Origin of the sequence: Burkholderia sp. IO2 (assembly GCF_029522185.1) — a bacterium.
GTDB classification, from domain to species: Bacteria; Pseudomonadota; Gammaproteobacteria; order Burkholderiales; family Burkholderiaceae; genus Burkholderia; species Burkholderia cenocepacia.
Map to the genome: position 1 here is coordinate 12,385 of NZ_JAKWFH010000020.1, position 23,737 is coordinate 36,121.

Annotated in this window: 30 protein-coding genes and 1 tRNA gene; 26 read left to right on the top strand and 5 right to left on the bottom strand. The window is 65.5% G+C overall.

Translation table 11 applies throughout. From position 1 onward, the window contains the following. Positions 1 to 7 precede the first annotated feature (7 nt). The 16 genes from murA (at position 8) to tatC (ending at position 11,650) form a co-directional block, all read left to right on the top strand. Entirely contained in the window at positions 8 to 1,357 is a 1,350-nt protein-coding gene (gene murA, locus MMB92_RS14875) for a UDP-N-acetylglucosamine 1-carboxyvinyltransferase (protein ID WP_006485350.1), read from the top strand. Continuing rightward, entirely contained in the window at positions 1,354 to 2,007 is a 654-nt protein-coding gene (hisG, locus tag MMB92_RS14880; protein WP_006477129.1) for an ATP phosphoribosyltransferase, read from the top strand. The genes murA and hisG overlap by 4 nt, the downstream gene beginning before the upstream one ends. Positions 2,008 to 2,031: 24 nt before the next feature. Further along, positions 2,032 to 3,348, top strand: coding sequence for a histidinol dehydrogenase (hisD, locus tag MMB92_RS14885; protein WP_006494431.1), 1,317 nt, complete (start codon positions 2,032 to 2,034; stop codon positions 3,346 to 3,348). A gap of 98 nt (positions 3,349 to 3,446) precedes the next feature. Then, positions 3,447 to 4,520: a histidinol-phosphate transaminase gene (gene hisC, locus MMB92_RS14890; RefSeq protein ID WP_277562753.1), complete on the top strand. Its 1,074-nt coding sequence runs from the start codon at positions 3,447 to 3,449 to the stop codon at positions 4,518 to 4,520. A gap of 65 nt (positions 4,521 to 4,585) precedes the next feature. After that, positions 4,586 to 5,173, top strand: coding sequence for an imidazoleglycerol-phosphate dehydratase HisB (gene hisB, locus MMB92_RS14895; RefSeq protein WP_277562754.1), 588 nt, complete (start codon positions 4,586 to 4,588; stop codon positions 5,171 to 5,173). A 61-nt stretch (positions 5,174 to 5,234) separates the two neighbouring features. Continuing rightward, positions 5,235 to 5,855, top strand: a complete 621-nt coding sequence (locus MMB92_RS14900; RefSeq protein WP_062884153.1) for a YchE family NAAT transporter — start codon at positions 5,235 to 5,237, stop codon at positions 5,853 to 5,855. Next, on the top strand, positions 5,852 to 6,493 hold the full coding sequence (gene hisH, locus MMB92_RS14905; RefSeq protein ID WP_012492306.1) for an imidazole glycerol phosphate synthase subunit HisH: 642 nt from the start codon (positions 5,852 to 5,854) through the stop codon (positions 6,491 to 6,493). The genes MMB92_RS14900 and hisH overlap by 4 nt, the downstream gene beginning before the upstream one ends. Before the next feature lie 163 nt (positions 6,494 to 6,656). Next, positions 6,657 to 7,412, top strand: a complete 756-nt coding sequence (gene hisA / locus MMB92_RS14910) for a 1-(5-phosphoribosyl)-5-[(5-phosphoribosylamino)methylideneamino]imidazole-4-carboxamide isomerase (protein ID WP_006477123.1) — start codon at positions 6,657 to 6,659, stop codon at positions 7,410 to 7,412. Positions 7,413 to 7,518: 106 nt separating this feature from the next. After that, positions 7,519 to 8,292 (top strand): imidazole glycerol phosphate synthase subunit HisF, encoded by a 774-nt coding sequence (gene hisF / locus MMB92_RS14915; protein WP_006485327.1) that lies wholly within the window; start codon positions 7,519 to 7,521, stop codon positions 8,290 to 8,292. Further along, positions 8,292 to 8,708: a phosphoribosyl-AMP cyclohydrolase gene (gene hisI / locus MMB92_RS14920; RefSeq protein WP_058902244.1), complete on the top strand. Its 417-nt coding sequence runs from the start codon at positions 8,292 to 8,294 to the stop codon at positions 8,706 to 8,708. Before hisF ends, hisI begins: the two co-directional genes overlap by 1 nt. Further along, positions 8,705 to 9,070, top strand: a complete 366-nt coding sequence (locus MMB92_RS14925; protein WP_006485344.1) for a phosphoribosyl-ATP diphosphatase — start codon at positions 8,705 to 8,707, stop codon at positions 9,068 to 9,070. The genes hisI and MMB92_RS14925 overlap by 4 nt, the downstream gene beginning before the upstream one ends. A 70-nt stretch (positions 9,071 to 9,140) precedes the next feature. Next, positions 9,141 to 9,533 (top strand): membrane protein, encoded by a 393-nt coding sequence (locus tag MMB92_RS14930; RefSeq protein WP_006485332.1) that lies wholly within the window; start codon positions 9,141 to 9,143, stop codon positions 9,531 to 9,533. A gap of 31 nt (positions 9,534 to 9,564) precedes the next feature. Further along, a complete protein-coding gene (locus tag MMB92_RS14935; protein ID WP_006485352.1) occupies positions 9,565 to 9,930 on the top strand; it encodes a histidine triad nucleotide-binding protein in 366 nt (121 codons plus the stop codon). 93 nt (positions 9,931 to 10,023) lie between these two features. After that, positions 10,024 to 10,254 carry a Sec-independent protein translocase subunit TatA gene (tatA, locus tag MMB92_RS14940; protein WP_006477115.1) on the top strand — a complete coding sequence of 77 codons (231 nt, stop codon included), beginning with the start codon at positions 10,024 to 10,026 and terminating at the stop codon, positions 10,252 to 10,254. Between the two features lie 26 nt (positions 10,255 to 10,280). Beyond that, entirely contained in the window at positions 10,281 to 10,820 is a 540-nt protein-coding gene (gene tatB, locus MMB92_RS14945) for a Sec-independent protein translocase protein TatB (RefSeq protein ID WP_058902245.1), read from the top strand. Positions 10,821 to 10,861: 41 nt separating this feature from the next. Then, positions 10,862 to 11,650, top strand: a complete 789-nt coding sequence (gene tatC / locus MMB92_RS14950) for a twin-arginine translocase subunit TatC (RefSeq protein ID WP_006485341.1) — start codon at positions 10,862 to 10,864, stop codon at positions 11,648 to 11,650. 209 nt (positions 11,651 to 11,859) lie between these two features. Here tatC and MMB92_RS14955 read toward each other — a convergent pair whose 3' ends face one another. Continuing rightward, complete coding sequence (locus MMB92_RS14955) at positions 11,860 to 13,065, bottom strand: Do family serine endopeptidase (RefSeq protein ID WP_006494427.1); 1,206 nt, start codon at positions 13,063 to 13,065, stop codon at positions 11,860 to 11,862. A 21-nt stretch (positions 13,066 to 13,086) separates the two neighbouring features. On the opposite strand from MMB92_RS14955, the gene MMB92_RS14960 reads away from it, so the two are divergent. The 8 genes from MMB92_RS14960 (at position 13,087) to MMB92_RS14995 (ending at position 18,791) form a co-directional block, all read left to right on the top strand. After that, positions 13,087 to 13,833, top strand: coding sequence for a Nif3-like dinuclear metal center hexameric protein (locus MMB92_RS14960; protein ID WP_006485336.1), 747 nt, complete (start codon positions 13,087 to 13,089; stop codon positions 13,831 to 13,833). A gap of 218 nt (positions 13,834 to 14,051) precedes the next feature. Further along, positions 14,052 to 14,672, top strand: coding sequence for a ubiquinol-cytochrome c reductase iron-sulfur subunit (gene petA / locus MMB92_RS14965; protein WP_006491868.1), 621 nt, complete (start codon positions 14,052 to 14,054; stop codon positions 14,670 to 14,672). After that, complete coding sequence (locus MMB92_RS14970) at positions 14,672 to 16,054, top strand: cytochrome bc complex cytochrome b subunit (protein WP_006485333.1); 1,383 nt, start codon at positions 14,672 to 14,674, stop codon at positions 16,052 to 16,054. The genes petA and MMB92_RS14970 overlap by 1 nt, the downstream gene beginning before the upstream one ends. A gap of 21 nt (positions 16,055 to 16,075) precedes the next feature. Next, positions 16,076 to 16,834: a cytochrome c1 gene (locus tag MMB92_RS14975; protein WP_006477108.1), complete on the top strand. Its 759-nt coding sequence runs from the start codon at positions 16,076 to 16,078 to the stop codon at positions 16,832 to 16,834. A gap of 94 nt (positions 16,835 to 16,928) precedes the next feature. Further along, complete coding sequence (locus MMB92_RS14980) at positions 16,929 to 17,540, top strand: glutathione S-transferase N-terminal domain-containing protein (protein ID WP_006400565.1); 612 nt, start codon at positions 16,929 to 16,931, stop codon at positions 17,538 to 17,540. Between the two features lie 71 nt (positions 17,541 to 17,611). Beyond that, positions 17,612 to 18,127 carry a ClpXP protease specificity-enhancing factor gene (locus MMB92_RS14985; protein ID WP_059723936.1) on the top strand — a complete coding sequence of 172 codons (516 nt, stop codon included), beginning with the start codon at positions 17,612 to 17,614 and terminating at the stop codon, positions 18,125 to 18,127. 18 nt (positions 18,128 to 18,145) lie between these two features. Further along, positions 18,146 to 18,221, top strand: a tRNA-Thr gene (locus MMB92_RS14990). 366 nt (positions 18,222 to 18,587) lie between these two features. Next, positions 18,588 to 18,791 (top strand): hypothetical protein, encoded by a 204-nt coding sequence (locus tag MMB92_RS14995; protein WP_006485326.1) that lies wholly within the window; start codon positions 18,588 to 18,590, stop codon positions 18,789 to 18,791. A gap of 109 nt (positions 18,792 to 18,900) precedes the next feature. On the opposite strand, the gene MMB92_RS15000 is transcribed toward MMB92_RS14995, so the two are convergent. Further along, complete coding sequence (locus tag MMB92_RS15000) at positions 18,901 to 19,701, bottom strand: transporter substrate-binding domain-containing protein (RefSeq protein ID WP_011546588.1); 801 nt, start codon at positions 19,699 to 19,701, stop codon at positions 18,901 to 18,903. A gap of 281 nt (positions 19,702 to 19,982) precedes the next feature. Here MMB92_RS15000 and MMB92_RS15005 point away from each other — a divergent pair, with 281 nt between their 5' ends. Both MMB92_RS15005 and MMB92_RS15010 read left to right on the top strand, forming a co-directional pair. Beyond that, positions 19,983 to 20,300 (top strand): hypothetical protein, encoded by a 318-nt coding sequence (locus MMB92_RS15005; RefSeq protein ID WP_006485338.1) that lies wholly within the window; start codon positions 19,983 to 19,985, stop codon positions 20,298 to 20,300. 81 nt (positions 20,301 to 20,381) lie between these two features. Next, entirely contained in the window at positions 20,382 to 20,717 is a 336-nt protein-coding gene (locus tag MMB92_RS15010) for a hypothetical protein (protein WP_060214786.1), read from the top strand. Between the two features lie 115 nt (positions 20,718 to 20,832). Here MMB92_RS15010 and icmH read toward each other — a convergent pair whose 3' ends face one another. The 3 genes from icmH to tssJ form a co-directional block, all read right to left on the bottom strand. Next, positions 20,833 to 21,615 (bottom strand): type IVB secretion system protein IcmH/DotU, encoded by a 783-nt coding sequence (icmH, locus tag MMB92_RS15015; RefSeq protein WP_006494424.1) that lies wholly within the window; start codon positions 21,613 to 21,615, stop codon positions 20,833 to 20,835. Then, positions 21,612 to 22,958 (bottom strand): type VI secretion system baseplate subunit TssK, encoded by a 1,347-nt coding sequence (gene tssK / locus MMB92_RS15020; protein WP_006477098.1) that lies wholly within the window; start codon positions 22,956 to 22,958, stop codon positions 21,612 to 21,614. Before tssK ends, icmH begins: the two co-directional genes overlap by 4 nt. 105 nt (positions 22,959 to 23,063) lie before the next feature. Beyond that, positions 23,064 to 23,663 (bottom strand): type VI secretion system lipoprotein TssJ, encoded by a 600-nt coding sequence (tssJ, locus tag MMB92_RS15025; RefSeq protein WP_006485335.1) that lies wholly within the window; start codon positions 23,661 to 23,663, stop codon positions 23,064 to 23,066. Positions 23,664 to 23,737 lie beyond the last annotated feature (74 nt).

Below are 23,737 nucleotides of genomic sequence, written 5' to 3' on the forward strand. Positions count from 1 at the left end.
TCACTGAGTGCAAGTCACCGTCAACGAGCGCGACGCCGTCCAGAGCGTCGCCACGGCACACCCGGCCGCCAACGGGGAATCGCAGGGACAGGGGATGGACAAACTCGCGATCGAAGGCGGTCGCCGCCTGTCCGGCGAGATCGTCGTGTCGGGCGCGAAGAACGCCGCGCTGCCGATCCTGTGCGCGGGTCTGCTCACCGCCGACCCGGTCGATCTCGACAACGTGCCGAACCTGAAGGACGTGCGCACGACGCTGAAGGTGCTGAACCAGATGGGCGTGAAGAGCGAGACCGACGGCTGCCGCGTGCAGCTCGACGCGTCGCGCGTCGACAACCTCGTCGCGCCGTACGAGCTCGTGAAGACGATGCGCGCGTCGATCCTCGTGCTCGGACCGCTGCTCGCGCGTTTCGGCGAGGCGAAGGTGTCGCTGCCGGGCGGCTGCGCGATCGGCGCGCGACCGGTCGACCAGCACATCAAGGGCCTGCAGGCGATGGGCGCCGAGATCAGCATCGAGCACGGCTTCATCGAGGCGCGCGCGAAGCGCCTGAAGGGCGCGCGCATCGTGACCGACATGATCACGGTGACGGGCACGGAAAACCTGCTGATGGCCGCGACGCTCGCCGACGGCGAGACGGTGATCGAAAACGCCGCGCGCGAGCCGGAAGTGAGCGATCTCGCACACTTGCTGGTCGCGATGGGCGCGAAAATCGACGGCATCGGCACCGATCGCCTCGTGATCCAGGGCGTCGAGCGGCTGCACGGCGCGCGTCATGCGGTGATCCCCGACCGGATCGAGGCCGGCACGTTCCTGTGCGCGGTCGCGGCGGCCGGCGGCGACGTGATGCTGACGGGCGTGCGCCCGCACATCCTCGACGCGGTGATCGACAAGCTGCGCGAAGCCGGCGTGTCGATCGAGGAAGGCGACAGCTGGCTGCGCGTGAAGATGGATCGCCGCCCGTCGGCGGTGACGATCCGCACGTCGGAATACCCGGCGTTCCCGACCGACATGCAGGCGCAGTTCATGGCCCTCAATACGGTCGCGACGGGCACCGCGCAGGTCGTCGAGACCATTTTCGAGAACCGCTTCATGCATGTGCAGGAGCTGAACCGGCTCGGCGCGAACATCACGATCGACGGCAACACGGCGCTCGTGACGGGCGTCGACAAGCTGTCGGGCGCGAACGTGATGGCGACCGACCTGCGTGCGTCGGCGAGCCTCGTGATCGCCGGGCTGCGCGCCGACGGCGAAACGCTCGTCGACCGCATCTATCACCTGGACCGCGGTTACGACCGCATGGAAGCCAAACTGACCGCCGTCGGCGCGAACGTGCGCCGCCTTTCCGGGAGCCAAGCATGACCGCGCCGCTGACCCTCGCCCTGTCGAAGGGCCGGATTTTCGAGGAAACCCTGCCGCTGCTGGCCGCCGCCGGCGTGCAGGTGGCCGAGGACCCGGAAACGTCGCGCAAGCTGATCCTGCCGACGACCGATCCGAACCTGCGCGTGATCATCGTGCGCGCGAGCGACGTGCCGACCTACGTCGAATACGGCGCGGCCGATTTCGGCGTGGCCGGCAAGGACGTGCTGGTCGAGCACGGCGGCTCGGGCCTGTACCAGCCGATCGATCTGAACATTGCGCGCTGCCGGATGTCGGTGGCCGTGCCGGCCGGTTTCGACTACGCGAACGCAGTGCGCCAGGGCGCGCGCCTGCGGGTCGCGACCAAGTACGTCGAAACGGCGCGCGAACACTTTGCCGCGAAGGGCGTGCACGTCGACCTGATCAAGCTGTACGGCTCGATGGAGCTCGCGCCGCTGGTCGGGCTGGCCGACGCGATCGTCGACCTCGTCAGCTCGGGCGGCACGCTGAAGGCGAACAATCTGGTCGAGGTCGAGGAGATCATGGCGATCTCGTCGCGCCTCGTCGTGAACCAGGCCGCGCTGAAGCTGAAGCGCGCGGCGCTCAAGCCGATCCTCGACGCGTTCGAACGCGCGTCGCAGAATGGCGGTTGAGCGCATCACCGTAACGGAACTCCCATGTCCATCACCATCCGCAAGCTCGATTCGACGAACGAAGGCTTCGGCGCCGCGCTGCGCGCCGTGCTCGCGTTCGAGGCGAGCGAAGACGAAGCGATCGAGCAATCGGTCGCGAAGATCCTCGCCGACGTGAAGTCGCGCGGCGACGCCGCGGTGCTCGAGTACACGAACCGCTTCGACCGGCTGAGCGCGAACAGCGTCGCCGCGCTCGAATTGCCGCAGGACGCGCTGCAGACGGCGCTCGACGGCCTCGCGCCGAAGGCGCGCGCGGCGCTGGAAGCGGCCGCGGCGCGGGTGCGCGCGTACCACGAGAAGCAGAAGATCGAGTGCGGCACGCATAGCTGGCAGTACACGGAAAGCGACGGCACGGTGCTCGGCCAGAAGGTCACGCCGCTCGACCGCGTCGGCCTGTACGTGCCGGGCGGCAAGGCCGCGTATCCGTCGTCGGTGCTGATGAACGCGATTCCCGCGCGCGTTGCGGGGGTCGGCGAGATCGTGATGGTCGTGCCGACGCCGGACGGCGTGAAGAACGACCTCGTGCTGGCCGCAGCGCTGCTCGGCGGCGTCGATCGCGTGTTCACGATCGGCGGCGCGCAGGCGGTCGGCGCGCTCGCATACGGCACCGAGACGGTGCCGGCCGTCGACAAGATCTGCGGCCCCGGCAACGCGTACGTCGCGTCGGCGAAGCGCCGCGTGTTCGGCACGGTCGGCATCGACATGATCGCCGGGCCGTCGGAAATCCTCGTGCTGTGCGACGGCACGACCGATCCGAACTGGGTCGCGATGGACCTGTTCTCGCAGGCCGAGCACGACGAACTCGCGCAGTCGATCCTGCTGTGCCCGGACGGTGCGTTCCTCGATCGCGTCGAAAAGGCGATCGACGAGCTGCTGCCGACGATGCCGCGCCAGGACGTGATCCGCGCGTCGCTCGAGGGCCGCGGCGCACTGATCAAGGTGCGCGACATGGCCGAGGCGTGCCGGATCGCCAACGACATCGCGCCGGAACACCTCGAAATCTCGGCGCTGGAGCCGCAGCAATGGGGCCAGCAGATCCGCCACGCGGGCGCGATCTTCCTCGGCCGCTACACGAGCGAGAGCCTCGGCGACTACTGCGCCGGCCCGAACCACGTGCTGCCGACATCGCGCACCGCGCGCTTCTCGTCGCCGCTCGGCGTGTACGACTTCATCAAGCGCTCGAGCCTGATCGAGGTCAGCGCGGAAGGCGCGCAGACGCTCGGCGAGATCGCGTCCGAGCTCGCCTACGGCGAAGGGCTGCAGGCGCACGCAAGGAGCGCCGAGTTCCGGATGAAGGGCTGACCGCGCATTTTTGGAGCGGGGCAGGAGACGAGTGCAGGGCGGCAGCCGCCGCCCTGCCGACCCTTTGACGCCGGCGCGACGCACGCCGGCTTGAGACCATGACGACGCCACAAGACATCATCCGCCGCGACGTGCTCGCGATGACCAGCTATCCGGTGCCGGACGCGAGCGGGTTCGTGAAGCTCGACGCGATGGAGAACCCGTATCCGCTGCCGGCGCCGCTCGCCGCGGCGCTCGGCGAGCGGCTCGCGCAGGTCGCGCTGAACCGCTACCCGGCGCCGCGCCCGGCCGCGCTGCTCGACAAGCTGCGCCACGCGATGCGCGTGCCGGCCGGCTGCGACGTGCTGCTCGGCAACGGTTCCGACGAAATCATCAGCATGATCTCGGTCGCGTGCGCGCAGCCGGGCGCGAAGGTGCTCGCACCGGTGCCGGGCTTCGTGATGTACGAACTGTCGGCGAAGTTCGCGCAGCTCGAATTCGTCGGCGTGCCGCTGCAGGCCGACCTGACGCTCGACGTCGACGCGATGCTCGCGGCGATCGCCGAGCACCGGCCGGCGATCGTCTATCTCGCGTACCCGAACAACCCGACCGGCACGCTGTACGACGATGCCGACATCGAACGGATCGTCGCGGCCGCGTGCCACAGCCTGATCGTGATCGACGAGGCGTACCAGCCGTTCGCCGAGCGTTCGTGGCTGCCGCGCGCCGCCGAGTTCGACAACGTCGTCGTGATGCGCACGGTGTCGAAGCTCGGCCTCGCGGGCATCCGCCTCGGCTATCTCGTCGGCTTGCCCGCGTGGCTGAACGAGTTCGACAAGGTGCGCCCGCCGTACAACATCAACGTGCTGACCCAGGCGACCGCCGATTTCCTGCTCGATCACCTCGACGTGCTCGACGCGCAGGCGGCCGAATTGCGTGCGGAGCGCGCGCGCCTCGCGCAGGCGGTGGCCGCGCTGCCCGGGGCGACGGTGTTCCCGAGCGCCGGCAATTTCCTGCTGGTACGTGTGCCGGACGCGGCTGCCGTGTTCGATGCGCTGCTCACCGAGCGGGTGCTGGTCAAAAACGTGAGTAAAATGCATCCATTACTGGCCGAATGCGTGCGGCTGACCGTCGGTTCTCCCGACGAAAACGCCCGCCTGCTGGCCGCCTTGAAACTCGCGCTGCCCGGTTGAGCCCAGGGCGCGGCGGCGCGCGACGATCAATCCCCATTTACATCAGACTCAATCAAGGAATTGCCATGCGTGTGGCGGAAGTCGTTCGCAATACCAGCGAAACGCAGATCCGTGTGAAGCTCGATCTCGACGGCACCGGCCAGCAGAAGCTGGCCACCGGCGTGCCGTTTCTCGACCATATGCTCGACCAGATCGTGCGACACGGTCTGGTCGATCTCGAGGTCGAAGCGCATGGCGACACGCATATCGACGATCACCACACGGTCGAGGATGTCGGCATCACACTCGGTCAGGCCGTCGCGAAGGCGATCGGCGACCGCAAGGGCATCCGCCGCTACGGCCATTCGTACGTGCCGCTCGACGAGGCGCTGTCGCGCGTCGTGATCGACTTCTCGGGCCGGCCGGGCCTCGAATTCCACGTGCCGTTCACGCGCGCGCGGATCGGCACGTTCGACGTCGACCTGTCGATCGAGTTCTTCCGCGGTTTCGTGAACCACGCGGGCGTCACGCTGCACATCGACAACCTGCGCGGGATCAACGCGCACCACCAGCTCGAGACGGTGTTCAAGGCCTTCGGCCGGGCGCTGCGCGCGGCGGTGGAGCTCGACGAGCGGGCGGCGGGGCAGATTCCGTCGACGAAAGGCAGCCTCTGAACGTCCGGACGGACTGCGCTCGGGACAACCTCACGGCTTCGGCGCGCGGCGCCGGCTTGCGATGGATCTGCTCAAATCGTTCATTTCGCTGCTCGCGCTGATCAATCCGGTGGGCGCGGTGCCGTTCTTCCTGAGCCTGACGGCGCAGCAGACGGACCACGAGCGGCGGCGCACGATCCGGATCGCATCGGTGTCGGTGTTCTGCGTGATGACGGTGACCGCGCTGCTCGGGCAGCAGATCATCAACTTCTTCGGCATTTCGGTCGGATCGCTCGAAGTGGGCGGCGGGATCATCATGCTGCTGATGGCGATCAACATGCTGAACGCGCAGATCGGCAACACCCGATCGACGCCGGAGGAGCGTCACGAAGCCGAGCTGAAGGACAACATCGCGGTCGTGCCGCTGGCGATTCCGCTGCTCACGGGCCCCGGCTCGATCAGCACGGTGATCATCTATGCGGCGAACGCGCATCACTGGTATGAGCGGGCCGGACTGGTCGCGATCGGCGCGGTCCTGGCTTTTCTGTGTTTCGTCGCGATGCGGCTCGCCGAGCCGATCGCGAACTGGATCGGCCGCACCGGCATCAACATCGCCACGCGGCTGATGGGTCTGATGCTGTCGGCGCTGGCGGTGGAATTCATCGTCAATGGACTGAGGGCGCTACTGCCTGCACTGAGATGAAAACTTCGATTGCGATTGTGGATTATGGGATGGGCAACCTGCGCTCGGTCGCGCAGGCGCTCAAGAAGGCCGAACCGGCCGCCGACGTGGCGATCGTCGACACGCCGGCCGCGATTCGCGCGGCCGACCGCGTCGTGCTGCCCGGCCAGGGTGCGATGCCGGACTGCATGCGCTGCCTCGGCGAATCGGGCCTGCAGGAGGCCGTGATCGAGGCGTCGCGCACGAAGCCGCTGCTCGGCGTATGCGTCGGCGAGCAGATGCTGTTCGACTGGAGCGCGGAAGGCGACACGAAGGGCCTCGGCCTCCTGCCCGGCAAGGTCGTGCGTTTCGAGCTCGACGGCCGCGTGCAGGACGACGGCTCGCGCTTCAAGGTGCCGCAGATGGGCTGGAACCGCGTGCGCCAGGCGCAGCCGCACCCGCTGTGGGACGGCGTGCCCGACGACGCGTATTTCTACTTCGTGCACAGCTATTACGTGACGCCGGACAACCCGGCGCACACGGTCGGCGAAACGGCCTACGGCGCGCCGTTTACGTCCGCGGTCGCGCGGGACAACCTCTTCGCGACCCAATTCCACCCGGAGAAAAGCGCGGAGGTCGGGTTGCGTCTGTATCGCAACTTCGTACACTGGAAACCGTAAACGTGGTGCGCGAGCCACAGTCGCCCTGGCCGAAAGGCCTGTCGCACGGGGCTTGCCCGCCTAAGCGCCGAAAGAGTTGTACTAAACTAGCGAGACGGCGCGGCACCGGTTTGGCCGGTACGCGCCGGATTCTTTTCTTTTTCCACGACGACACCCGATTGCTATGTTGCTGATTCCGGCCATCGACCTCAAAGACGGTCAGTGTGTGCGCCTCAAACAGGGCGATATGGACCAGGCCACGATTTTTTCCGAGGACCCGGCGGCGATGGCCCGCAAGTGGGTCGATCTCGGCGCCCGGCGGCTCCATCTCGTCGACCTGAACGGCGCATTCGCCGGCAAGCCGAAGAATCTCGAGGCGATCGAAGCGATCCTCGACGAAGTCGGCGACGAAATTCCCGTCCAGCTCGGCGGCGGCATCCGCAGCCTCGAGACGATCGAGAAGTATCTCGACGCCGGCCTGTCCTACGTGATCATCGGCACGGCGGCCGTGAAGAACCCGGGCTTCCTGCAGGACGCGTGCACCGCGTTCTCCGGCAGCATCATCGTCGGGCTGGACGCGAAGGACGGCAAGGTCGCGACCGACGGCTGGAGCAAGCTGACCGGTCACGAGGTGATCGATCTCGCGAAGAAGTTCGAGGATTACGGCGTCGAATCGATCGTCTACACGGACATCGGCCGCGACGGGATGCTGCAGGGCATCAACATCGACGCGACCGTGAAGCTCGCGCAGGCGGTCGGCATCCCGGTGATCGCCAGCGGTGGCCTGTCGAACCTCACGGACATCGAGAGCCTGTGCGAAGTGGAAGAGCACGGCGTCGAAGGCGTGATCTGCGGCCGTGCGATCTACTCCGGCGATCTCGATTTCGCGGCCGCGCAAAAGCGCGCGGACGAACTGAACGGCGAACTCGACAACGCGTAACCGCGGTTGTCCCGTTCGCCGGGGCTGCCCGCAGGCGGCCCCGACCGGAAGCCTCGCGCGAGGCTTCCGCAACCGGCCGTCCCAGCGCGGCATTTGGCGCAACATCATGGCTCTAGCTAAACGCATCATCCCCTGCCTGGACGTGACCGCCGGGCGTGTCGTCAAGGGCGTCAATTTCGTCGAGCTGCGCGATGCCGGCGACCCCGTCGAAATCGCCCGCCGCTACGACGACCAGGGTGCCGACGAACTGACCTTCCTCGACATCACCGCGACGTCCGACCAGCGCGACCTGATCCTGCCGATCATCGAAGCCGTCGCGTCGCAGGTGTTCATTCCGCTGACCGTCGGCGGCGGCGTGCGCGCTGTCGAGGACGTGCGGCGCCTGCTGAACGCGGGCGCGGACAAGGTCAGTATGAACTCGTCGGCGGTCGCGAACCCGCAGCTCGTGCGCGACGCGGCCGACAAGTACGGCTCGCAGTGCATCGTCGTCGCGATCGACGCGAAGCGCGTGTCGGCCGACGGCGAGGCGCCGCGCTGGGAAGTGTTCACGCACGGCGGCCGCAAGAACACGGGCCTCGACGCGATCGAATGGGCGCGCAAGATGGCCGAACTCGGCGCCGGCGAGATCCTGCTCACGAGCATGGACCGCGACGGCACGAAGTCGGGCTTCGACCTCGCGCTCACGCGCGGCGTGTCGGATGCGGTGCCGGTGCCGGTGATCGCGTCGGGCGGCGTCGGTTCGCTGCAGCACCTGGCCGACGGCATCAAGGACGGCCGCGCCGACGCGGTGCTGGCCGCCAGCATCTTCCACTACGGCGAGCACACGGTTGGCGAGGCGAAGCGCTTCATGTCCGACCAGGGCATCGCGGTGAGGCTGTGATGAATACGGAAACGAAATCCCTGCCCGCGTGGCTCGACAAGGTCCGCTGGGACGACAACGGCCTCGTGCCGGTGATCGCGCAGGAAGCGTCGACCAACGACGTGCTGATGTTCGCGTGGATGAATCGCGAGGCGCTCGCGAAGACGGTCGAGACGCAGCGCGCGGTCTACTATTCGCGTTCGCGCAAGCGCCTGTGGTTCAAGGGCGAGGAGTCGGGCCACGTGCAGCACGTGCACGAAGTGCGGCTCGACTGCGACGAGGACGTCGTGCTGCTGAAGGTCGAGCAGGTGTCGGGCATCGCATGCCACACCGGCCGGCATTCGTGCTTCTTCCAGAAATTCGAAGGCAACGTGGAAAGCGGCGACTGGGTCGCGGTCGAACCGGTGCTGAAAGACCCCGAACACATCTACAAATGACGCAATCGACCGAAGACACGCTGCTGCGCCTCGCGGCCGTGATCGATAGCCGCAAGGGCGGCGACCCCGACCAATCGTACGTGTCGCGCCTGTTCCACAAGGGCGACGACGCGGTGCTGAAGAAGATCGGCGAAGAGGCGACGGAAGTCGTGCTGGCCGCGAAGGACGTGCGCCAGGGCGGCGCGCCGACCGCGCTCGTCGGCGAGGTGGCCGACCTGTGGTTCCACTGCCTCGTGATGCTGTCGCATTTCGACCTGAGCCCGGCCGACGTGATCGCCGAACTCGAGCGTCGCGAAGGCTTGTCGGGCATCGAGGAAAAGGCGCTGCGCAAGCGTCGCGAGCGCGAGGAAAACGGCGGGTGACGGGCACGCCCCGCCGCGGTGGCAACAGTGCGGTAAGCTGTAAGAATTGTCATCTAACGGGGGTAGCATCATGAACGATACGTCGAACCAGTTTCCGACGCCGGCGGTGCCGGGAGCCGCGGATGCCGAACGCCTGAACGGGCTGCGCACGCTGACCCACGTGCTGTACGGCCTCTATGCGATTCACTGGCTGACGGGTGGCGTCACGGGCATCATCGCGATCATCATCAACTACGTGAAGCGCGGCGACGTGGCCGGCACGCCGTACGCCGATCACTTCGAGTGGCAGATCCGCACGTTCTGGCGCGCGCTGATCGCATACGTGATCGGCATCGCGCTGCTGTTCGTGGGGGTGGGATTCGTGATCATGTTTGTCACATGGATTTGGACGCTGTACCGTATCATCAAGGGTTGGCTGTACCTGAACGACAACAAGGCGCTCGATCCGCAGGCATGGTTCTGACCGGCCGCGCGCGGGCGTCTGCAGGAGCAACATGAGTCACGATCCGAATTGCCTGTTCTGCAAGATCGCGGCAGGCGAGATCCCGAGCACGAAGGTGCACGAGGACGACGAATTCGTCGCGTTCCGCGACATCCGCCCGGCGGCCGACACGCACGTGCTCGTGATTCCGCGCCAGCACCTGCCGACGCTGTCGGCGGCGAGCGACGCCGATGCGCCGATGCTCGGCCGGCTGATGCTGCTCGTCGCGCGTCTGGCCGACCAGCTCGGCGTCGCGTATACGGGCGGCGAAACCGGTTTCCGTACGGTGATCAACACGGGCCCGGGCGGCGGGCAGGAGGTCTACCACCTGCACGCGCATATCCTGGCCGGCCCGCGCCCGTGGCAGCGAATGGGTTGACGCAGCGGGGCGTTTCCCCGCATCGATAGTCGAAGCCGGCGTGCCGCCGGCGATTTGCGCCGCGACGCGGCGTGGTTGAGGAGAGGTTTCATCATGGGTGGATTGAGCATTTGGCACTGGCTGATCGTGCTGCTGATCGTCGCGCTGGTTTTCGGTACGAAGAAGCTGCGCAACATCGGCAACGACCTCGGCAGCGCCGTGAAGGGTTTCAAGGACGGCATGAAGGAAGGCGAAACGCCGGCGGATGCGCAGCAACTGCCGCGTTCGGGTGCGGTCGACGTCAACGCGAAGGAAACGACGCGTTCCGATTCGAACAAGGCGTAACGCCGGCACGCTGACAGGCATTCGCGATGCTGGATCTCGGTCTTTCGAAGATGGCGCTGATCGGCGTCGTCGCGCTCGTGGTGCTCGGCCCCGAGCGCCTGCCGCGCGTCGCGCGCACGGCAGGCGCGCTGTTCGGCCGCGCGCAGCGGTACATCAACGACGTGAAGGCCGAGGTCTCGCGCGAAATCGAACTCGACGCGCTGCGGACGATGAAGACCGATTTCGAATCGGCCGCGCGCAATGTCGAGACGACGATTCACGACAACTTGCGCGAGCACGAGAAGGCACTGAACGACACGTGGCATTCCGCGGTCGGCGGTCTTGACGGGGCTGCCGGCGACGCCGGGTCCGTCGGCTCCGCTGGTTCCGATACGCCCGCGGCGCCGTCGTGGCGCGGCAGTTCGGCCGCGCTTGCGCCGAAGCGCCGCAACTGGCGCATCAAGCAGGCGGCGGCGCCCGTCTGGTACAAGCGCGCGACGACCCGTCGCACGCACGTGCAGTCGGGCGCCGCGCGTGTCGCGCGTCATCAGCCGGCCAGCCTGCGCCGGCCGACGCGCTTCTTCTGAGTCGAGCGCATGCTCGCTCGTCAATCCTACCGAGGGCCGGTGTGAGCGACCCCCAGCAGAACCCGGGCGACGCCCCGGAAGAAACCTTCATTTCCCATCTCGTCGAGCTTCGCGATCGCATCATTCGCGCGGGGTTGGCCGTGATCGTCGTGTTCCTCGGGCTCGTCTACTGGGCGCCGGACATCTTCAAGCTGCTCGCGCGGCCGCTGATGGACAACCTGCCGAAAGACGGCAAGATGATCGTCACCGACGTCACCGGCTCGTTCTTCGTGCCGATGAAGGTCACGATGCTCGTCGCGCTCGTGATCGCGCTGCCGATCGTGCTGTACCAGATCTGGGCGTTCGTCGCGCCGGGGCTGTACCAGCACGAGAAGAAGCTCGTCGCGCCGCTCGTCGGCAGCAGCTACTTCCTGTTCCTGTGCGGGATGGCGTTCGCGTACTTCCTCGTGTTCCCGACGATCTTCCGCGTGATGGCGCACTACAACGCGCCGCTCGGGGCCGAGATGACGACCGACATCGACAACTACCTGAGCTTCGTGCTCGGGATGTTCATCGCGTTCGGGGTCACGTTCGAGGTGCCGATCGTCGTCGTGCTGCTCGTCCGGATGGGCGTGCTGTCCCTGAAGAAGCTGAAGGAGATGCGGCCGTACGTGATCGTCGGCGCATTCGTGGTCGCGGCGGTCGTCACGCCGCCGGACGTGTTTTCGCAACTGATGCTGGCGCTGCCGCTCGTCGTGCTGTTCGAGATCGGGCTGCTGGCCGCACGGTTCTTCGTGCCGAAGAAGCCGGCCGAAGAGGGCGAGGCGGGGAACGGCGAAGCCGCGGGTTGACGGCGCGGCGCCGGGCGGCTTTCCGGTCAAGCTGGAGGGGCCGGTACCTGCTGCGGTTGGCTCCGGCCAGCGCGTGCCCACGCCGCCTTCGCGGCACCCGACATCGTTTTGAAGCAAAGCAAAAGGGCAGCCAGCCGGCTGCCCTTTTCCATTTCCGCGGCGCATCACGACGCGTCGCAACCGGCAGGCGGCGCGCCGCCTGCCCAGCCTCATTCGCTATCGCTGTCCTGCTCGTCGAGCGTCTGCTTCGGCGGCGGCGGGCGCTTGCCGATCACGACGTTCACGTCGAACTGCTTGCCCTTGCGTACGACGTGCACCTTGGTCGGCGTGCCCGGCTTGATCTGCGCGACGACGTTCAGCAGCTTCGTGGTGTCGGTGATGTCCTCGCCGTTGACGCTCACCAGGATGTCGCCCGGCTTGATGCCGGCCTTGTCGGCCGGGCCGCCCTGCAGCACGCCCGCGACGATCGCGCCCGATTTCTGCTGGAGCCCGAACGACTCGGCGATCTCCGGCGTGACGTCCTGCGGCTCGACGCCGATCCAGCCGCGCGTGACCGAGCCCGTCGTGATGATGCTTTCGAGCACCGTGCGCGCGGTCGAGACCGGAATCGCGAAACCGATGCCGAGCGAGCCGCCGGAGCGCGAGTAGATCGCCGTGTTGATGCCGAGCAGGTTGCCGTTCACGTCGACCAGCGCGCCGCCGGAGTTGCCGGGGTTGATCGGCGCGTCGGTCTGGATGAAGTTCTCGAACGTGTTGATGCCGAGGTGGTTGCGGCCGAGCGCGCTGATGATCCCCATCGTGACCGTCTGGCCGACGCCGAACGGGTTGCCGATCGCGAGCACGACGTCGCCGACGCGCGACTGGTCGGAGCGGCCGAGCGTGATCGTCGGCAGGTTCGTCATGTTGATCTTGAGCACGGCGAGATCGGTTTCGGGATCGCTGCCGATCACCTTCGCGGTGGCCGTGCGGCCGTCGGCGAGCGCGACTTCGATCTGGTCGGCGCCGTCCACGACGTGCTGGTTCGTTAGAATGTAACCTTCCGGGCTCACGATAACGCCCGAGCCGAGGTTGGCGGCCGGCTCGTCCTGCTGCTTGCGGGCGTTGCGGTCGCCGAAGAAGTAACGGAACAGCGGATCCTTCGCGCGCGGGTCGGGCGGCAGCGAGCCGTCCTTGCTGGAGAACACGTTGACGACGGCCGGCATCGCCTTCTGCGCGGCTTCGGCATACGACGTGGTCGCCGGTGCGCCGCCGATGCCCGGCGCGACTTCCCGCAGCGCGACGATCGGCGTGGCAAGCTGCTTGCCGAGCTGTCCTTGCCGTTGCAGCCATTGCGGCTTGAGCGTCACGACGATGAACATCAGCGCGAGCAGTACGGTCACCGCCTGCGCGAAGAACAGCCAGAAGCGTCTAAGCATCTGAATGGATTAGAGGTTTATATGGATCGGATCGAACTTGAATTGTACTTGAACAATACCCTTGAAACCGCGCGCTTCAAGGACTATTGCCCGAACGGCCTGCAGGTCGAGGGGCGCCGCAAGATCGAGAAGATCGCCACCGGCGTGACGGCGTCGGTCGCCTTCCTCGAAGCCGCGCTCGAATGGGGTGCGGATGCCGTGCTCGTCCATCACGGCTATTTCTGGCGCAACGAGGCGCCGCAGATCACCGGCCGCAAGTATCAGCGCCTGAAGCTGCTGCTCGCGAACGACCTGAACCTGTTCGCGTTCCACCTGCCGCTCGACGCGCATCCCGAATTCGGCAACAACGCGCAGCTTGGCGAAAAGCTCGGCCTGATCGGCGAGCAGCGGTTCGGCGAAGGCGATCTCGGCTGGATGGCGACGCTGCCGATGCCCGTCACGCTCGAGCACTTCGTCGCGAAGGTCGAGAACACGCTGGGCCGCACGCCGCTCGTGCTCGGCGATCCGGACACGCAGTTGCGCCGCATCGCGTGGTGCACGGGCGCCGCGCAGAGCTATTTCGACGCGGCGATCGACGCCGGCGCGGACGTGTTCCTGACCGGCGAGGTGTCCGAGTCGACCACCCACGCGGCGGCGGAGAGCGGCGTCGCGTTCGTTGCGGCGGGGCACCATGCGACCGAGCGCTACGGGATCCAGGCGCTTGGGCGCCACTTGTCCGAAGAATTCGATCTCGAACACCTTTTTATCGATATTCATAATCCGGTCTGAGCGCCGGATTTGCGGCAGTGCATCGAAATTTCACAATGTAGCATCCGCTTAAAAGTGAAATGATTTAATCGCTCCGATAGTGGGGGATAACCCTTAACTATCAATCACTTCGAAGGGATTTTCATCTCCGGGCCTTGTAAATGGCGACTCCATTCGAGCAAACTAGCGGCGGAATGGAAAGTCGTGACGGAAAATCCAACTCAGAAGTGGGGCGTGTGATGCGAGACAAGGAAGAGAAACGCGTCGACAGCGGCCGCCGTACCTGGCTGATTGCGACATCCGTAGCAGGTGGCGTAGGAGGCGTAGCCACCGTCATACCTTTCGCGGCGTCGCTTGCGCCGTCCGCGAAAGCGAAAGCGGCCGGTGCGCCGGTCGAGGTCGACATCAGCGGCCTGAAGCCCGGCGAAATGGTCACCGTGCCGTGGCGCGGCAAGCCGGTCTGGATCCTGAATCGCACCGATTCGATGCTGGCCGACGTGGTCAAGGCCGACAAGGAAGTGGCCGATCCGGCCACGAAATCCCCGTATTCGATGCCGTTGCCCGCGTATTGCGCCAACGAATATCGGTCGCGGGCCGATCGCAAGAACATTCTCGTCGTGATGGCCGTGTGTACGCACCTCGGCTGCACGCCTAGCCAACGCTTCACGCCGGGTCCGCAGCCGAACCTGCCGGACGACTGGCCGGGCGGTTTCCTGTGCCCGTGCCACGGTTCGACCTACGACCTCGCCGGCCGTGTGTTCAAGAACAAGCCGGCGCCTCAGAATCTCGACATCCCGCCCTACATGTTCACGTCGGCGACGACCCTCGTGATCGGCAAGGACGAGAAAGGAGAAGCGTGATGGCCGCCGACAACAAGGAAGTCTCCACCACAGGTTTCACCGGCTGGATCGACCAGCGCTTCCCGCTCACGTCCACCTGGAAGAAGCACGTATCCGAGTATTACGCGCCGAAGAACTTCAACTTCTGGTACTTCTTCGGCTCCCTCGCGCTGCTGGTGCTCGTCAACCAGATCGTCACGGGCATCTTCCTGACGATGAACTACAAGCCCGACTCGATGCTCGCGTTCGCGTCGGTCGAGTACATCATGCGCGAGGTGCCGTGGGGCTGGCTGATCCGCTACATGCACTCGACCGGTGCATCGATGTTCTTCGTGGTCGTCTACCTGCACATGTTCCGCGGGCTGCTGTACGGTTCGTACCGCAAGCCGCGCGAGCTCGTGTGGATCTTCGGCTGCGCGATCTTCCTGTGCCTGATGGCCGAAGCGTTCTTCGGCTACCTGCTGCCGTGGGGCCAGATGTCGTTCTGGGGCGCGCAGGTGATCGTGAACCTGTTCTCGGCGATTCCGTTCGTCGGCCCGGACCTGTCGCTGTGGATTCGCGGCGACTACGTCGTGTCCGACGTCACGCTGAACCGCTTCTTCGCGTTCCACGTGATCGCGATTCCGCTGGTGCTGGTCGGCCTCGTCGTCGCCCACCTGGTTGCGCTGCACGAAGTGGGGTCGAATAACCCCGACGGCATCGAGATCAAGGCGAAAAAGGACGAGAACGGCATTCCGCTCGACGGCATCCCGTTCCACCCGTACTACTCGGTCCACGATTTCCTCGGCGTGTGCGTGTTCCTGATGGTGTTCGCGCTGATCGTGTTCTTCTCGCCGGAGATGGGCGGCTACTTCCTCGAGGCGAACAACTTCGTCCCGGCGAACCCGCTGCAGACGCCGCCCGAGATCGCGCCGGTCTGGTACTTCACCGCGTTCTACGCGATGCTGCGCGCGACCACCGACCCGTTCAAGATCGTGCTGATGATCGTGATCGCGCTGCTCGGCGTGCTCGCGCTGATCCGCGCGCGCGGCAAGTGGAAGGTCGGGCTGCCGGTGCTGGCGGCCGCGATCGTCGTGTTCATGTACCTGACGGAGTCGAAGTTCTGGGGCGTCGTCGTGATGGGCTCGGCGGTGATCTCGCTGTTCTTCCTGCCGTGGCTCGACCGCAGCCCGGTGAAGTCGATCCGCTACCGGCCGCTGTTCCACAAGGTGTTCCTCGGGATCTTCGTCGCGGCGTTCCTGACCCTCGCGTTCCTCGGCACGCGGCCGCCCTCGCCGGCGGCGACGCTGATCGCGCAGTTCTGCGCGTTGATCTACTTCGCGTTCTTCCTCGGCATGCCCGTCTGGACGCCGCTTGGCACGTTCAAGCAGCCGCCGGAGCGGGTGCGCTTCAAGCCCCATTAACGTGAGCGAGGAGAGAACGACATGAAGAAACTGCTTTCGACACTCGCGCTGATCGGGGCGACCGCCTGTGCGCTGCTGGCGGCGCCGGCCGTGCGGGCGGAAGGTAATTTTCCGCTCGACCGGGCGCCCGATAACACGGAAAATCTCGTTTCGCTTCAGCACGGCGCGCAATTGTTTGTAAACTATTGCCTGAACTGCCACAGCGCGAACCTGATGCGCTACAACCGTCTGACGGATCTGGGCATATCCCAGAAGGAGATCGAAACGAATCTCCTGTTCACGACCGACAAGGTCGGGAACACGATGTCCGTTGCGATGCGGCCCGACGACGCGAAGAACTGGCTCGGCACCACGCCGCCCGACCTGTCGGTCGAGGAGCGCGCGCGCGGCCGCGACTGGCTGTACACGTATCTGCGGAGCTTCTACCGCGACGATACGCGGCCGACCGGCTGGAACAACGCGGTGTTCGAGAACGTCGGCATGCCCCATGTGTTGTGGCAGCTGCAGGGGCAGCGCGTTGCCAAATTCGAAGACAAGACGGACGAGGAGACGGGCGAGAAGGCCCACGTGCTCGTCGGCTTCCAGCAGGTCACGCCGGGCACGCTCTCGTCGCCCGACTACGATGCTGCGGTCGCCGACCTGGTGGCCTATATGACATGGATGTCCGAGCCGGCCCAGCAGACCCGCAAGCGCCTCGGCGTGTGGGTGCTGATCTTTCTCGGTGTCCTGACTTTCCTGGCCTGGCGGCTGAATGCCGCGTACTGGAAAGATATCAAGTAAACACGCCTGACCGGCGTGGGGCCGGCGCAAGGCGGAACCCGTGAAAGGGGTTGCGCCGCGTGCCGGCCCTCGGCTTTTTTGAGGAAACGCAAATATGATGGTTCTGTATTCCGGCACAACTTGCCCGTTCTCCCAGCGTTGCCGGCTGGTGCTGTTCGAGAAGGGCATGGACTTCGAAATCCGCGACGTCGACCTGTTCAACAAGCCGGAAGACATTTCGGTGATGAACCCGTACGGTCAGGTGCCGATCCTGGTCGAGCGCGACCTGATCCTGTACGAATCGAACATCATCAACGAGTACATCGACGAGCGCTTCCCGCATCCGCAACTGATGCCGGCCGACCCGGTGCAGCGCGCCCGTGCGCGCCTGTTCCTGCTCAACTTCGAGAAGGAACTGTTCGTCCACGTCAGCACGCTCGAGAACGAGAAGGGCAAGGCGGCGGAGAAGAATCACGAGAAGGCCCGCCTCGCGATCCGCGATCGCCTGACGCAACTCGCGCCGATCTTCGTGAAGAACAAGTACATGCTCGGCGAAGAGTTCTCGATGCTCGACGTCGCGATCGCACCGCTGCTGTGGCGCCTGGATCACTACGGCATCGAGTTGTCGAAGAACGCCGCGCCGCTGATGAAGTACGCCGAACGGATCTTCAGCCGTCCGGCCTACATCGAAGCACTGACGCCGTCCGAAAAGGTCATGCGTCGTTAATGTTGCAATGAAGGCATGACGGAGCGGGTGGCGCGGCGTGCCGCGCGCCCGCTCCGGGTTCGAGGATTGTGATGCAAGAGATTTCAACGAAGCCTTATCTGCTGCGCGCGTTGTACGAGTGGTGCACCGATAACGGTTACACGCCGCATATCGCGGTGAGGGTCGACAACTCGACGCGCGTGCCGCGTCAGTTCGTGCGTGACGGCGAGATCGTGCTCAACATCAGCTTCGAGGCGACGAGCCAGTTGCAGATGGGCAACGAGTGGATCGAGTTCACGGCCCGGTTCTCCGGGAAGGCGCACAAGATCGAGATTCCGGTGGCCAACGTGCTCGCGATCTATGCGCGCGAGAACGGGCAGGGCATGGCGTTCCAGGTCGATGCGGTCGCGGGCGAAGGTGAGGATTCGGGCGCGTTCGACGATGAGCAAGCCGATGACGCGCAGCGTGACGAGTCCGTCTCGCCGTTGGCGCCGGTCGCCGATAGCGGTGCGAACGAGGAGCCGTCCGAAGGGGCCGACGAACCGCCGAAAACCGACGGCGACGGCTCGAAAGGCGGCAGCAGACCTCGCCTCAAGATCGTGAAATGAGGTAGAATCTCGCGCTACGCCGGCTTAGCTCATCTGGTAGAGCAGTTGATTTGTAATCATCAGGTGGCGGGTTCGAGTCCTGCAGCCGGCACCAAATCCGAAAAAGGGTTACGGAGTTTTCCGTAACCCTTTTTTCGTTCATGGAGTCGCGCGCCGCGATGGCGCGGGCGCCATCGCCATCCCCATCCCCATCCCCATCCCCATCCCCATCCCCATCCCCATCCCCCTTTTCTCGTCACACCCGCGTCACGCTGCACCGCTAACGTTGCACGCTCCCGTCGCGGCAGTATTGTCGCGATCGGGGTGTACGTGACCGCGTCCGACGCCGTGCCCGCGTCGCGCAGGCTCACCCGGGATCTCGCTCCCGTCAGCGCATTGGCTGCTGCCTCGCATCCATTCCATTCGAAAACGCGATCGACGTCGATCAAACTGCATCGCGTACGGTCAGGAGACACGAACCATGCTGAGCCCGCATGAATTCTCGATGCTGTTGCGCATTGCGCGTGCGCCCGACAGTGTCGACCTCGCGAACCCTGCCTTTGCCGTGCTCGTCGAAAAGCGGCTGGTCGACGACGCGCAGGTGCGCATGAATGCGATAGCGGCGCGCCCGGCGCTGACGCCGATCGGCCAGTTGCTGCTCGCCCGCTTCGACGAGGCGGCCTGAAGGAAAAAGGAAAAGGGGAAGAAGGGAAGAAGGCGAGGAGAACGCTGCAACTGCGCGTCACGCCTTCGCCGCAGCGAAAACGTGACGCATTGAACACGCGCCGAACCGCTTACTGCGCGACCGGCACCGTCACGTCGCTGCCGAACCAGTGCGTCGAGATCTTCTTCAGCGTGCCGTCCTTGCGCAGCGACTCGAGTGCGTCGTTGATCGCCTTCTCGAACTTCGGATTACCCTTGCGGAACGGGATCGCCATTTCCTGCTTGCCGCCGTTCAGCACCGCCCCCGCGCGCAGCGGCAGGTTCGACGTCTTGATCATGTACGGCAGCATCAGGCGGTCGTCGAGCGTCGCCTCGATCCGGCCCGCGGCGAGGTCGCGCAACTTCTCCGGTGCGCCCGGATACGTCTGCACCTCGATGCCGGGCACGGTGCGCGCCATCTGGTCGTAGTTGGTGCCGAGCGTCACGCCGAGCTTCTTGCCCTTGAAATCGTCGAGCGACTTGAAGTTGCGCGTGTCGTCCTTGCGCTGAATCAGTTGCGCGGCCGAGTACGTGTACGGCTCGCTGAAGTCGAGCGCTTCCTTGCGCTGCGGCGTGATCGTGACCTGGTTGACGATCACGTCGAACTTGCCGGCCTGCAGCCCGGCGATGATGCCGCTCCATTCGGTCGGGATGAACTGCGTCTTCACGCCGAGCTTGCCGGCAACGGCGTTCGCGACGTCGACGTCGAAGCCCTCGAGCTGGCCGGACGTGCCGCGGGAGTTGAACGGCGGATACGTGCCTTCGAGGCCGACGCGCAGCACGCCGGCTTTCTTCACGGAATCGAGCAGGTCGTCCGCGTGCGCGGCGACGGCCGTGAAGCCGAGGGCCGACGCGAGCAGGAGGCCCGACAGCAGGAACTTCGAACGTTTCATCGCAGATCTCCAGGGTTCAGTATCGTGGGGTGAGCGCCGGGTATCGGTCGGACCCGGGGCCGGCCGGAATGCGGGCACGTAGACACTACTCGCAACCGCGCCGCGCCGGAAGTCGAATTGGCCCTGATTGCAATCGATTTCACCGCGAACGAGTGACGCGATGCGTCATCTGACGCGCGCCGGGAGGCGGGCGGGCGAGGAATTGGCATAATCACGGCCTGCCGCGGGTGGCTCGCGGCCGATGCAACGCAATCATCAATCCGGATCCCACCGCAATACTCATGTCGACCGACTCCCCGACCGCAGCGTCGCTCCACCATATTCTCGAACGTCCCGGCGATTTCTCCGGGTGGCTTTACCTGCCGCCGATGCCGTGGACGCTCGACACCGAGGGGGCGTTCCTCGAAGACGCCGATGACGCGGAAGCCGACGTTGCGCCCGCCATCGCGGCCCAACCCGGCTGGAAAGCCACGCTCGACAGCGCGACGATCGAGGACATCGTGATCAACGCACACGATCAGGTCGACGAGCCGAGCGTCGCACAATTGCTGGACGCGTTTGTCTTCTACGTCGAGAACGACGCGTTTATCCTGTTCTGATGCTGCGCCGCCGGCACGGCGCCGATCCACGGTTATGCTGGCAACCTGGCTGACTCGCTGCACGGCAGAAAGGAAATGAACATGGCCGACGATCCGGCAGCATTGCGCACGCAACAGGAAGCGCTTTGCGCACGCTACGGCCTGCAGGCCGTCGAACCCGAAGAGATGGTTGCCGTCGCGATGTCGACGCTCCGACGGATGCCCGTTTATGGCACGCGTATCGCGCTGTCCGAAGGCGACAACGTCAGCTGGTTCTTCCACTGCGGCGAATACTCGGACGCCGACGATTTCTATCAGCCGCTGCATGCGGCGCACCTGTCGACCTATTTGCCGTCGGTTCTGCCTTATCTGCGGCTGCCGCCCGGCGCACGCTTCATCATCGACGACGCCGGCTATGAAGACATCTGGATGGCGTGACGCGTTGGCACACCATCGATCTTTTTCAGTTGTCCGGAGGAAGCGCGCAAAAGCAGAAAAGGACCGCCAGGCGGTCCTTTTCTCGTGAAGCGGCGTTCGAAAAACGCGCGCCTGTTTACGGCAACGAGATCGTCAGGTTGGCCGACTCCGGCCCGACCTTGATCACCTGCGAATACGGCGAGAGCGCTTGCAGCGTCTTGTCCTTCAGGTACGTGTTGAGCCCGAGGTACCCGAGCAGCGCCACCAGCGCGAACACGGTCCCGATCGCCCACACCGGCACCTCGCGCTTCAACCGGTGCGCGATCTGGTCCGGCAGCGGCCAGTGCGGCGCGAACGGCGCGCGCTTGCCCTTCATGTGCGCGATCTCGTCGCCCAGCCGCGCGGTCAGGTACGCGAGCTTTTCCGGCCCTTCGAGCAGGTACTTGCCCTGGAACCCGAGCAGCAGGCACATATGGAACACCTCGAGCGACTGCAGCCGTGCCGCACCCTGCGCACGACCTTCCTCGAGATACTGGAAGAACTTCTCGCCGGCGAGCTGCTCGCCGAACAACACGAGCTGCAGCGGCCGGCGTTCCCAGTCCGCGCGGATCTTGAACTGCGACGACAGCACCATCTCGTCGATGGCCGCGCAGAACGCGAACTTCGCGCCGTACACGTCCTCGGCGGCGATATTCAGCTTCTTCGCGCCGCGCTCGAAATCCGACAGGAATTCCTGGATCCGCGTGCTGAACTCGCTGGCGCTGTCCGGCTCCCGTCCGTTCTTGAGCAGGAACAGCATGAAGAACCCGTCGTACAGCAAATCGAGCAGCGAACGGGCCTGGAACGCGGAGTCCGTCGACGCCGGGGTATGCAGCGGTGCCGGCGCGTTGTCGCCGAACAGGGAAGGCGCGTAGCTCATGATGTGACCGCGATCAGTTCGAATTTCAGGTCATTGATGCCAGTCGGCGCGTAGATCATCGCGGACTGGGCCTGCAGCATGCGCTCGTACAGCGGGCTGCGCGAATCGAGCGCGAAGTAGCACGCGCCGGGGCGCACCGGAATCGCGGGCGGCACCTGCGGCGTGTACGACAGCCGCACGCCGGGCATCGCCGACAGCACGAGCTTGTCGACGTCGTCGGGCGCGCCGACCTTGAAGCGGGCCGGCACCGCATCGACGAGCTCGACGCTCGGCATGTCCGCGGACACCGCGAGGTAGAACTCGGTCTTGTCGTCGATCTTGCCGGAATCGAGGCGGCCGAGGTGGAACGACGGGCGCACCTCGTCGAGCGTGATCGCGAAATAGCGCGTCGAGATCACGGTGTCGAGCAGTTCGCGCAGCATCAGGTCGAGACGCGCGAAGCTCGGGCCCGGATCGTCGTGGCGGTACACGGGCAGGTCGGCGAGCGTATAGCCCTTCGAGAACGTCATCAACTGGCCGGCGAGGCGCAGCAGCTCCTGGAACAGCCGCTCCGGATGCAGCGCCGCATGCTGGTGCAGGTGCGCGAGCGTCGCGAATGCGGCGTTCGCCGTGTGCAGCAGCCAGAACGACGCGATGTCCCCCGAGCGGAACTCGATGATGTTCTTCGACGGCTCGCGGTGAAAGCCGTACAGCGCGTTCACCTTCGCCTGCAGCGCGTCGACCAGCTGGCGCAGCCGCTGGTGCAGGATCGGCGACGCTTCGATCGCGAGGCACGGCGGCACGAAGCTGTCGTCGATCTCGAAGCCGGACGTCGCGGTGCGGCGCACGCGTACGAGCGGCACCGACAGCAACTGGTCGCGCGGCTCGCTGTGTGCGATCAGCTTGACCTGCGTCTTCAGGAACGTGATGTCGGCTTCGGCGGCGTCGGTGAAGTTGTCGGCGACGCTCGTCTGCTCGCTGACGAACCGCGTCATGAAGCCGGCGGCCGGATCGTCGCTGTAGTTGGTGCCGTTCTCGCGCAGCGGGTGCAGCGCGAGATAGAACACGAATTCGTTGATGCCGTCGGGCAACGTATCCAGTGCGATCGGCGGCGGCAGGTCGTCGGCCTGCGGCGCGGCATACAGCGCGCCGTCCGGGAACACGAGCGCGAGTTCGGCCACCCGCAGCACGTTGCTGCCGAGCGCGTCGCGGTCGATGCGCACCGAGCGCACGCCCCAGTTGTATGGCTGGATCGCCTGGATGGACTCGAACAGGCGCGCCTCGTGGTACGCGTCCTGCCGCTGAAAGTGTTGAGGCCGGAGGAACAGCCCTTCCCCCCACAGCACCTTGGCCGAATAACTCATGTCAAATCCGGTTAATGTGGCGTTTGCGATGTAATCGATTTGGTCGTGCCCGAATTAAATCGCCAAGTGTGTTAACTCTTGTTAATTGACATTCGTGCGTCATGTTTAACCGCAGGAGACCGAAGACAGCATATTCAGCGGTTGCGAAGGCGCACCCTGTTGCGGTGCGATGACCGTGCCGTCGGTGACCGTCATCGCGCAATTATGCAGGCCGATGATTATGCCGGATTTCTCCGACTTCACCGGATCGAACGTCAGTTTCCAGCGTTGCAGTGCGGGATCGCGGAACAGCGCGACAATGCCGAATGCCTGCGCTTCGCGCGATACCTTCTCGGTTGCCGTATAGCGCTGGCCCGGAATCAGCGTGATTTCACGCACGTTCAGCAGATCGGCGCCGAGTGCGGTTTTTTCCTTGGCCGGGTCGGTAAATGCGTCGAACGGCGCTTGCTGGAACGAGGTCGGGTCTTTCAGCGCATAGAGGCGCACGACGAGCGCGAGCGGCTTGTTGTCGGTCGCGGCATTCAGGTTCGGTGCGGCGGCCAGCGTGAGGCCTATGTTGCGCGGCGGCTTCTGCGCGTCGGGCACCTCGGGCTTGCCGATGCCGGCCGCGGACATCACGGCGCTCGCGGCCGAGCCGAGCAGCGGAGCGGCCGCGCATCCGGCCAGAAGGGCGCACGCAAGCAGCGGCAGCGCGTAGCGAATCATGGACGATCTCATCGTTTTTTCCGGCGTGCCGCCTTTATCCCTGTCAAAACTGCCGGGATATTGCCGCGTTCGCT

Coding starts and splice junctions, on each gene's coding strand:
- hisG (WP_006477129.1), top strand. CDS start 1,354: ATGACCGCGCCGCTGACCCTCGCCCTGTCGAAGGGCCGGATTTTCGAG.
- hisD (WP_006494431.1), top strand. CDS start 2,032: ATGTCCATCACCATCCGCAAGCTCGATTCGACGAACGAAGGCTTCGGC.
- hisC (WP_277562753.1), top strand. CDS start 3,447: ATGACGACGCCACAAGACATCATCCGCCGCGACGTGCTCGCGATGACC.
- hisB (WP_277562754.1), top strand. CDS start 4,586: ATGCGTGTGGCGGAAGTCGTTCGCAATACCAGCGAAACGCAGATCCGT.
- MMB92_RS14900 (WP_062884153.1), top strand. CDS start 5,235: ATGGATCTGCTCAAATCGTTCATTTCGCTGCTCGCGCTGATCAATCCG.
- hisH (WP_012492306.1), top strand. CDS start 5,852: ATGAAAACTTCGATTGCGATTGTGGATTATGGGATGGGCAACCTGCGC.
- hisA (WP_006477123.1), top strand. CDS start 6,657: ATGTTGCTGATTCCGGCCATCGACCTCAAAGACGGTCAGTGTGTGCGC.
- hisF (WP_006485327.1), top strand. CDS start 7,519: ATGGCTCTAGCTAAACGCATCATCCCCTGCCTGGACGTGACCGCCGGG.
- hisI (WP_058902244.1), top strand. CDS start 8,292: ATGAATACGGAAACGAAATCCCTGCCCGCGTGGCTCGACAAGGTCCGC.
- MMB92_RS14925 (WP_006485344.1), top strand. CDS start 8,705: ATGACGCAATCGACCGAAGACACGCTGCTGCGCCTCGCGGCCGTGATC.
- MMB92_RS14930 (WP_006485332.1), top strand. CDS start 9,141: ATGAACGATACGTCGAACCAGTTTCCGACGCCGGCGGTGCCGGGAGCC.
- MMB92_RS14935 (WP_006485352.1), top strand. CDS start 9,565: ATGAGTCACGATCCGAATTGCCTGTTCTGCAAGATCGCGGCAGGCGAG.
- tatA (WP_006477115.1), top strand. CDS start 10,024: ATGGGTGGATTGAGCATTTGGCACTGGCTGATCGTGCTGCTGATCGTC.
- tatB (WP_058902245.1), top strand. CDS start 10,281: ATGCTGGATCTCGGTCTTTCGAAGATGGCGCTGATCGGCGTCGTCGCG.
- MMB92_RS14955 (WP_006494427.1), bottom strand. CDS start 13,065: ATGCTTAGACGCTTCTGGCTGTTCTTCGCGCAGGCGGTGACCGTACTG.
- MMB92_RS14960 (WP_006485336.1), top strand. CDS start 13,087: ATGGATCGGATCGAACTTGAATTGTACTTGAACAATACCCTTGAAACC.
- petA (WP_006491868.1), top strand. CDS start 14,052: ATGCGAGACAAGGAAGAGAAACGCGTCGACAGCGGCCGCCGTACCTGG.
- MMB92_RS14970 (WP_006485333.1), top strand. CDS start 14,672: ATGGCCGCCGACAACAAGGAAGTCTCCACCACAGGTTTCACCGGCTGG.
- MMB92_RS14975 (WP_006477108.1), top strand. CDS start 16,076: ATGAAGAAACTGCTTTCGACACTCGCGCTGATCGGGGCGACCGCCTGT.
- MMB92_RS14980 (WP_006400565.1), top strand. CDS start 16,929: ATGATGGTTCTGTATTCCGGCACAACTTGCCCGTTCTCCCAGCGTTGC.
- MMB92_RS14985 (WP_059723936.1), top strand. CDS start 17,612: ATGCAAGAGATTTCAACGAAGCCTTATCTGCTGCGCGCGTTGTACGAG.
- MMB92_RS14995 (WP_006485326.1), top strand. CDS start 18,588: ATGCTGAGCCCGCATGAATTCTCGATGCTGTTGCGCATTGCGCGTGCG.
- MMB92_RS15000 (WP_011546588.1), bottom strand. CDS start 19,701: ATGAAACGTTCGAAGTTCCTGCTGTCGGGCCTCCTGCTCGCGTCGGCC.
- MMB92_RS15005 (WP_006485338.1), top strand. CDS start 19,983: ATGTCGACCGACTCCCCGACCGCAGCGTCGCTCCACCATATTCTCGAA.
- MMB92_RS15010 (WP_060214786.1), top strand. CDS start 20,382: ATGGCCGACGATCCGGCAGCATTGCGCACGCAACAGGAAGCGCTTTGC.
- icmH (WP_006494424.1), bottom strand. CDS start 21,615: ATGAGCTACGCGCCTTCCCTGTTCGGCGACAACGCGCCGGCACCGCTG.
- tssK (WP_006477098.1), bottom strand. CDS start 22,958: ATGAGTTATTCGGCCAAGGTGCTGTGGGGGGAAGGGCTGTTCCTCCGG.
- tssJ (WP_006485335.1), bottom strand. CDS start 23,663: ATGATTCGCTACGCGCTGCCGCTGCTTGCGTGCGCCCTTCTGGCCGGA.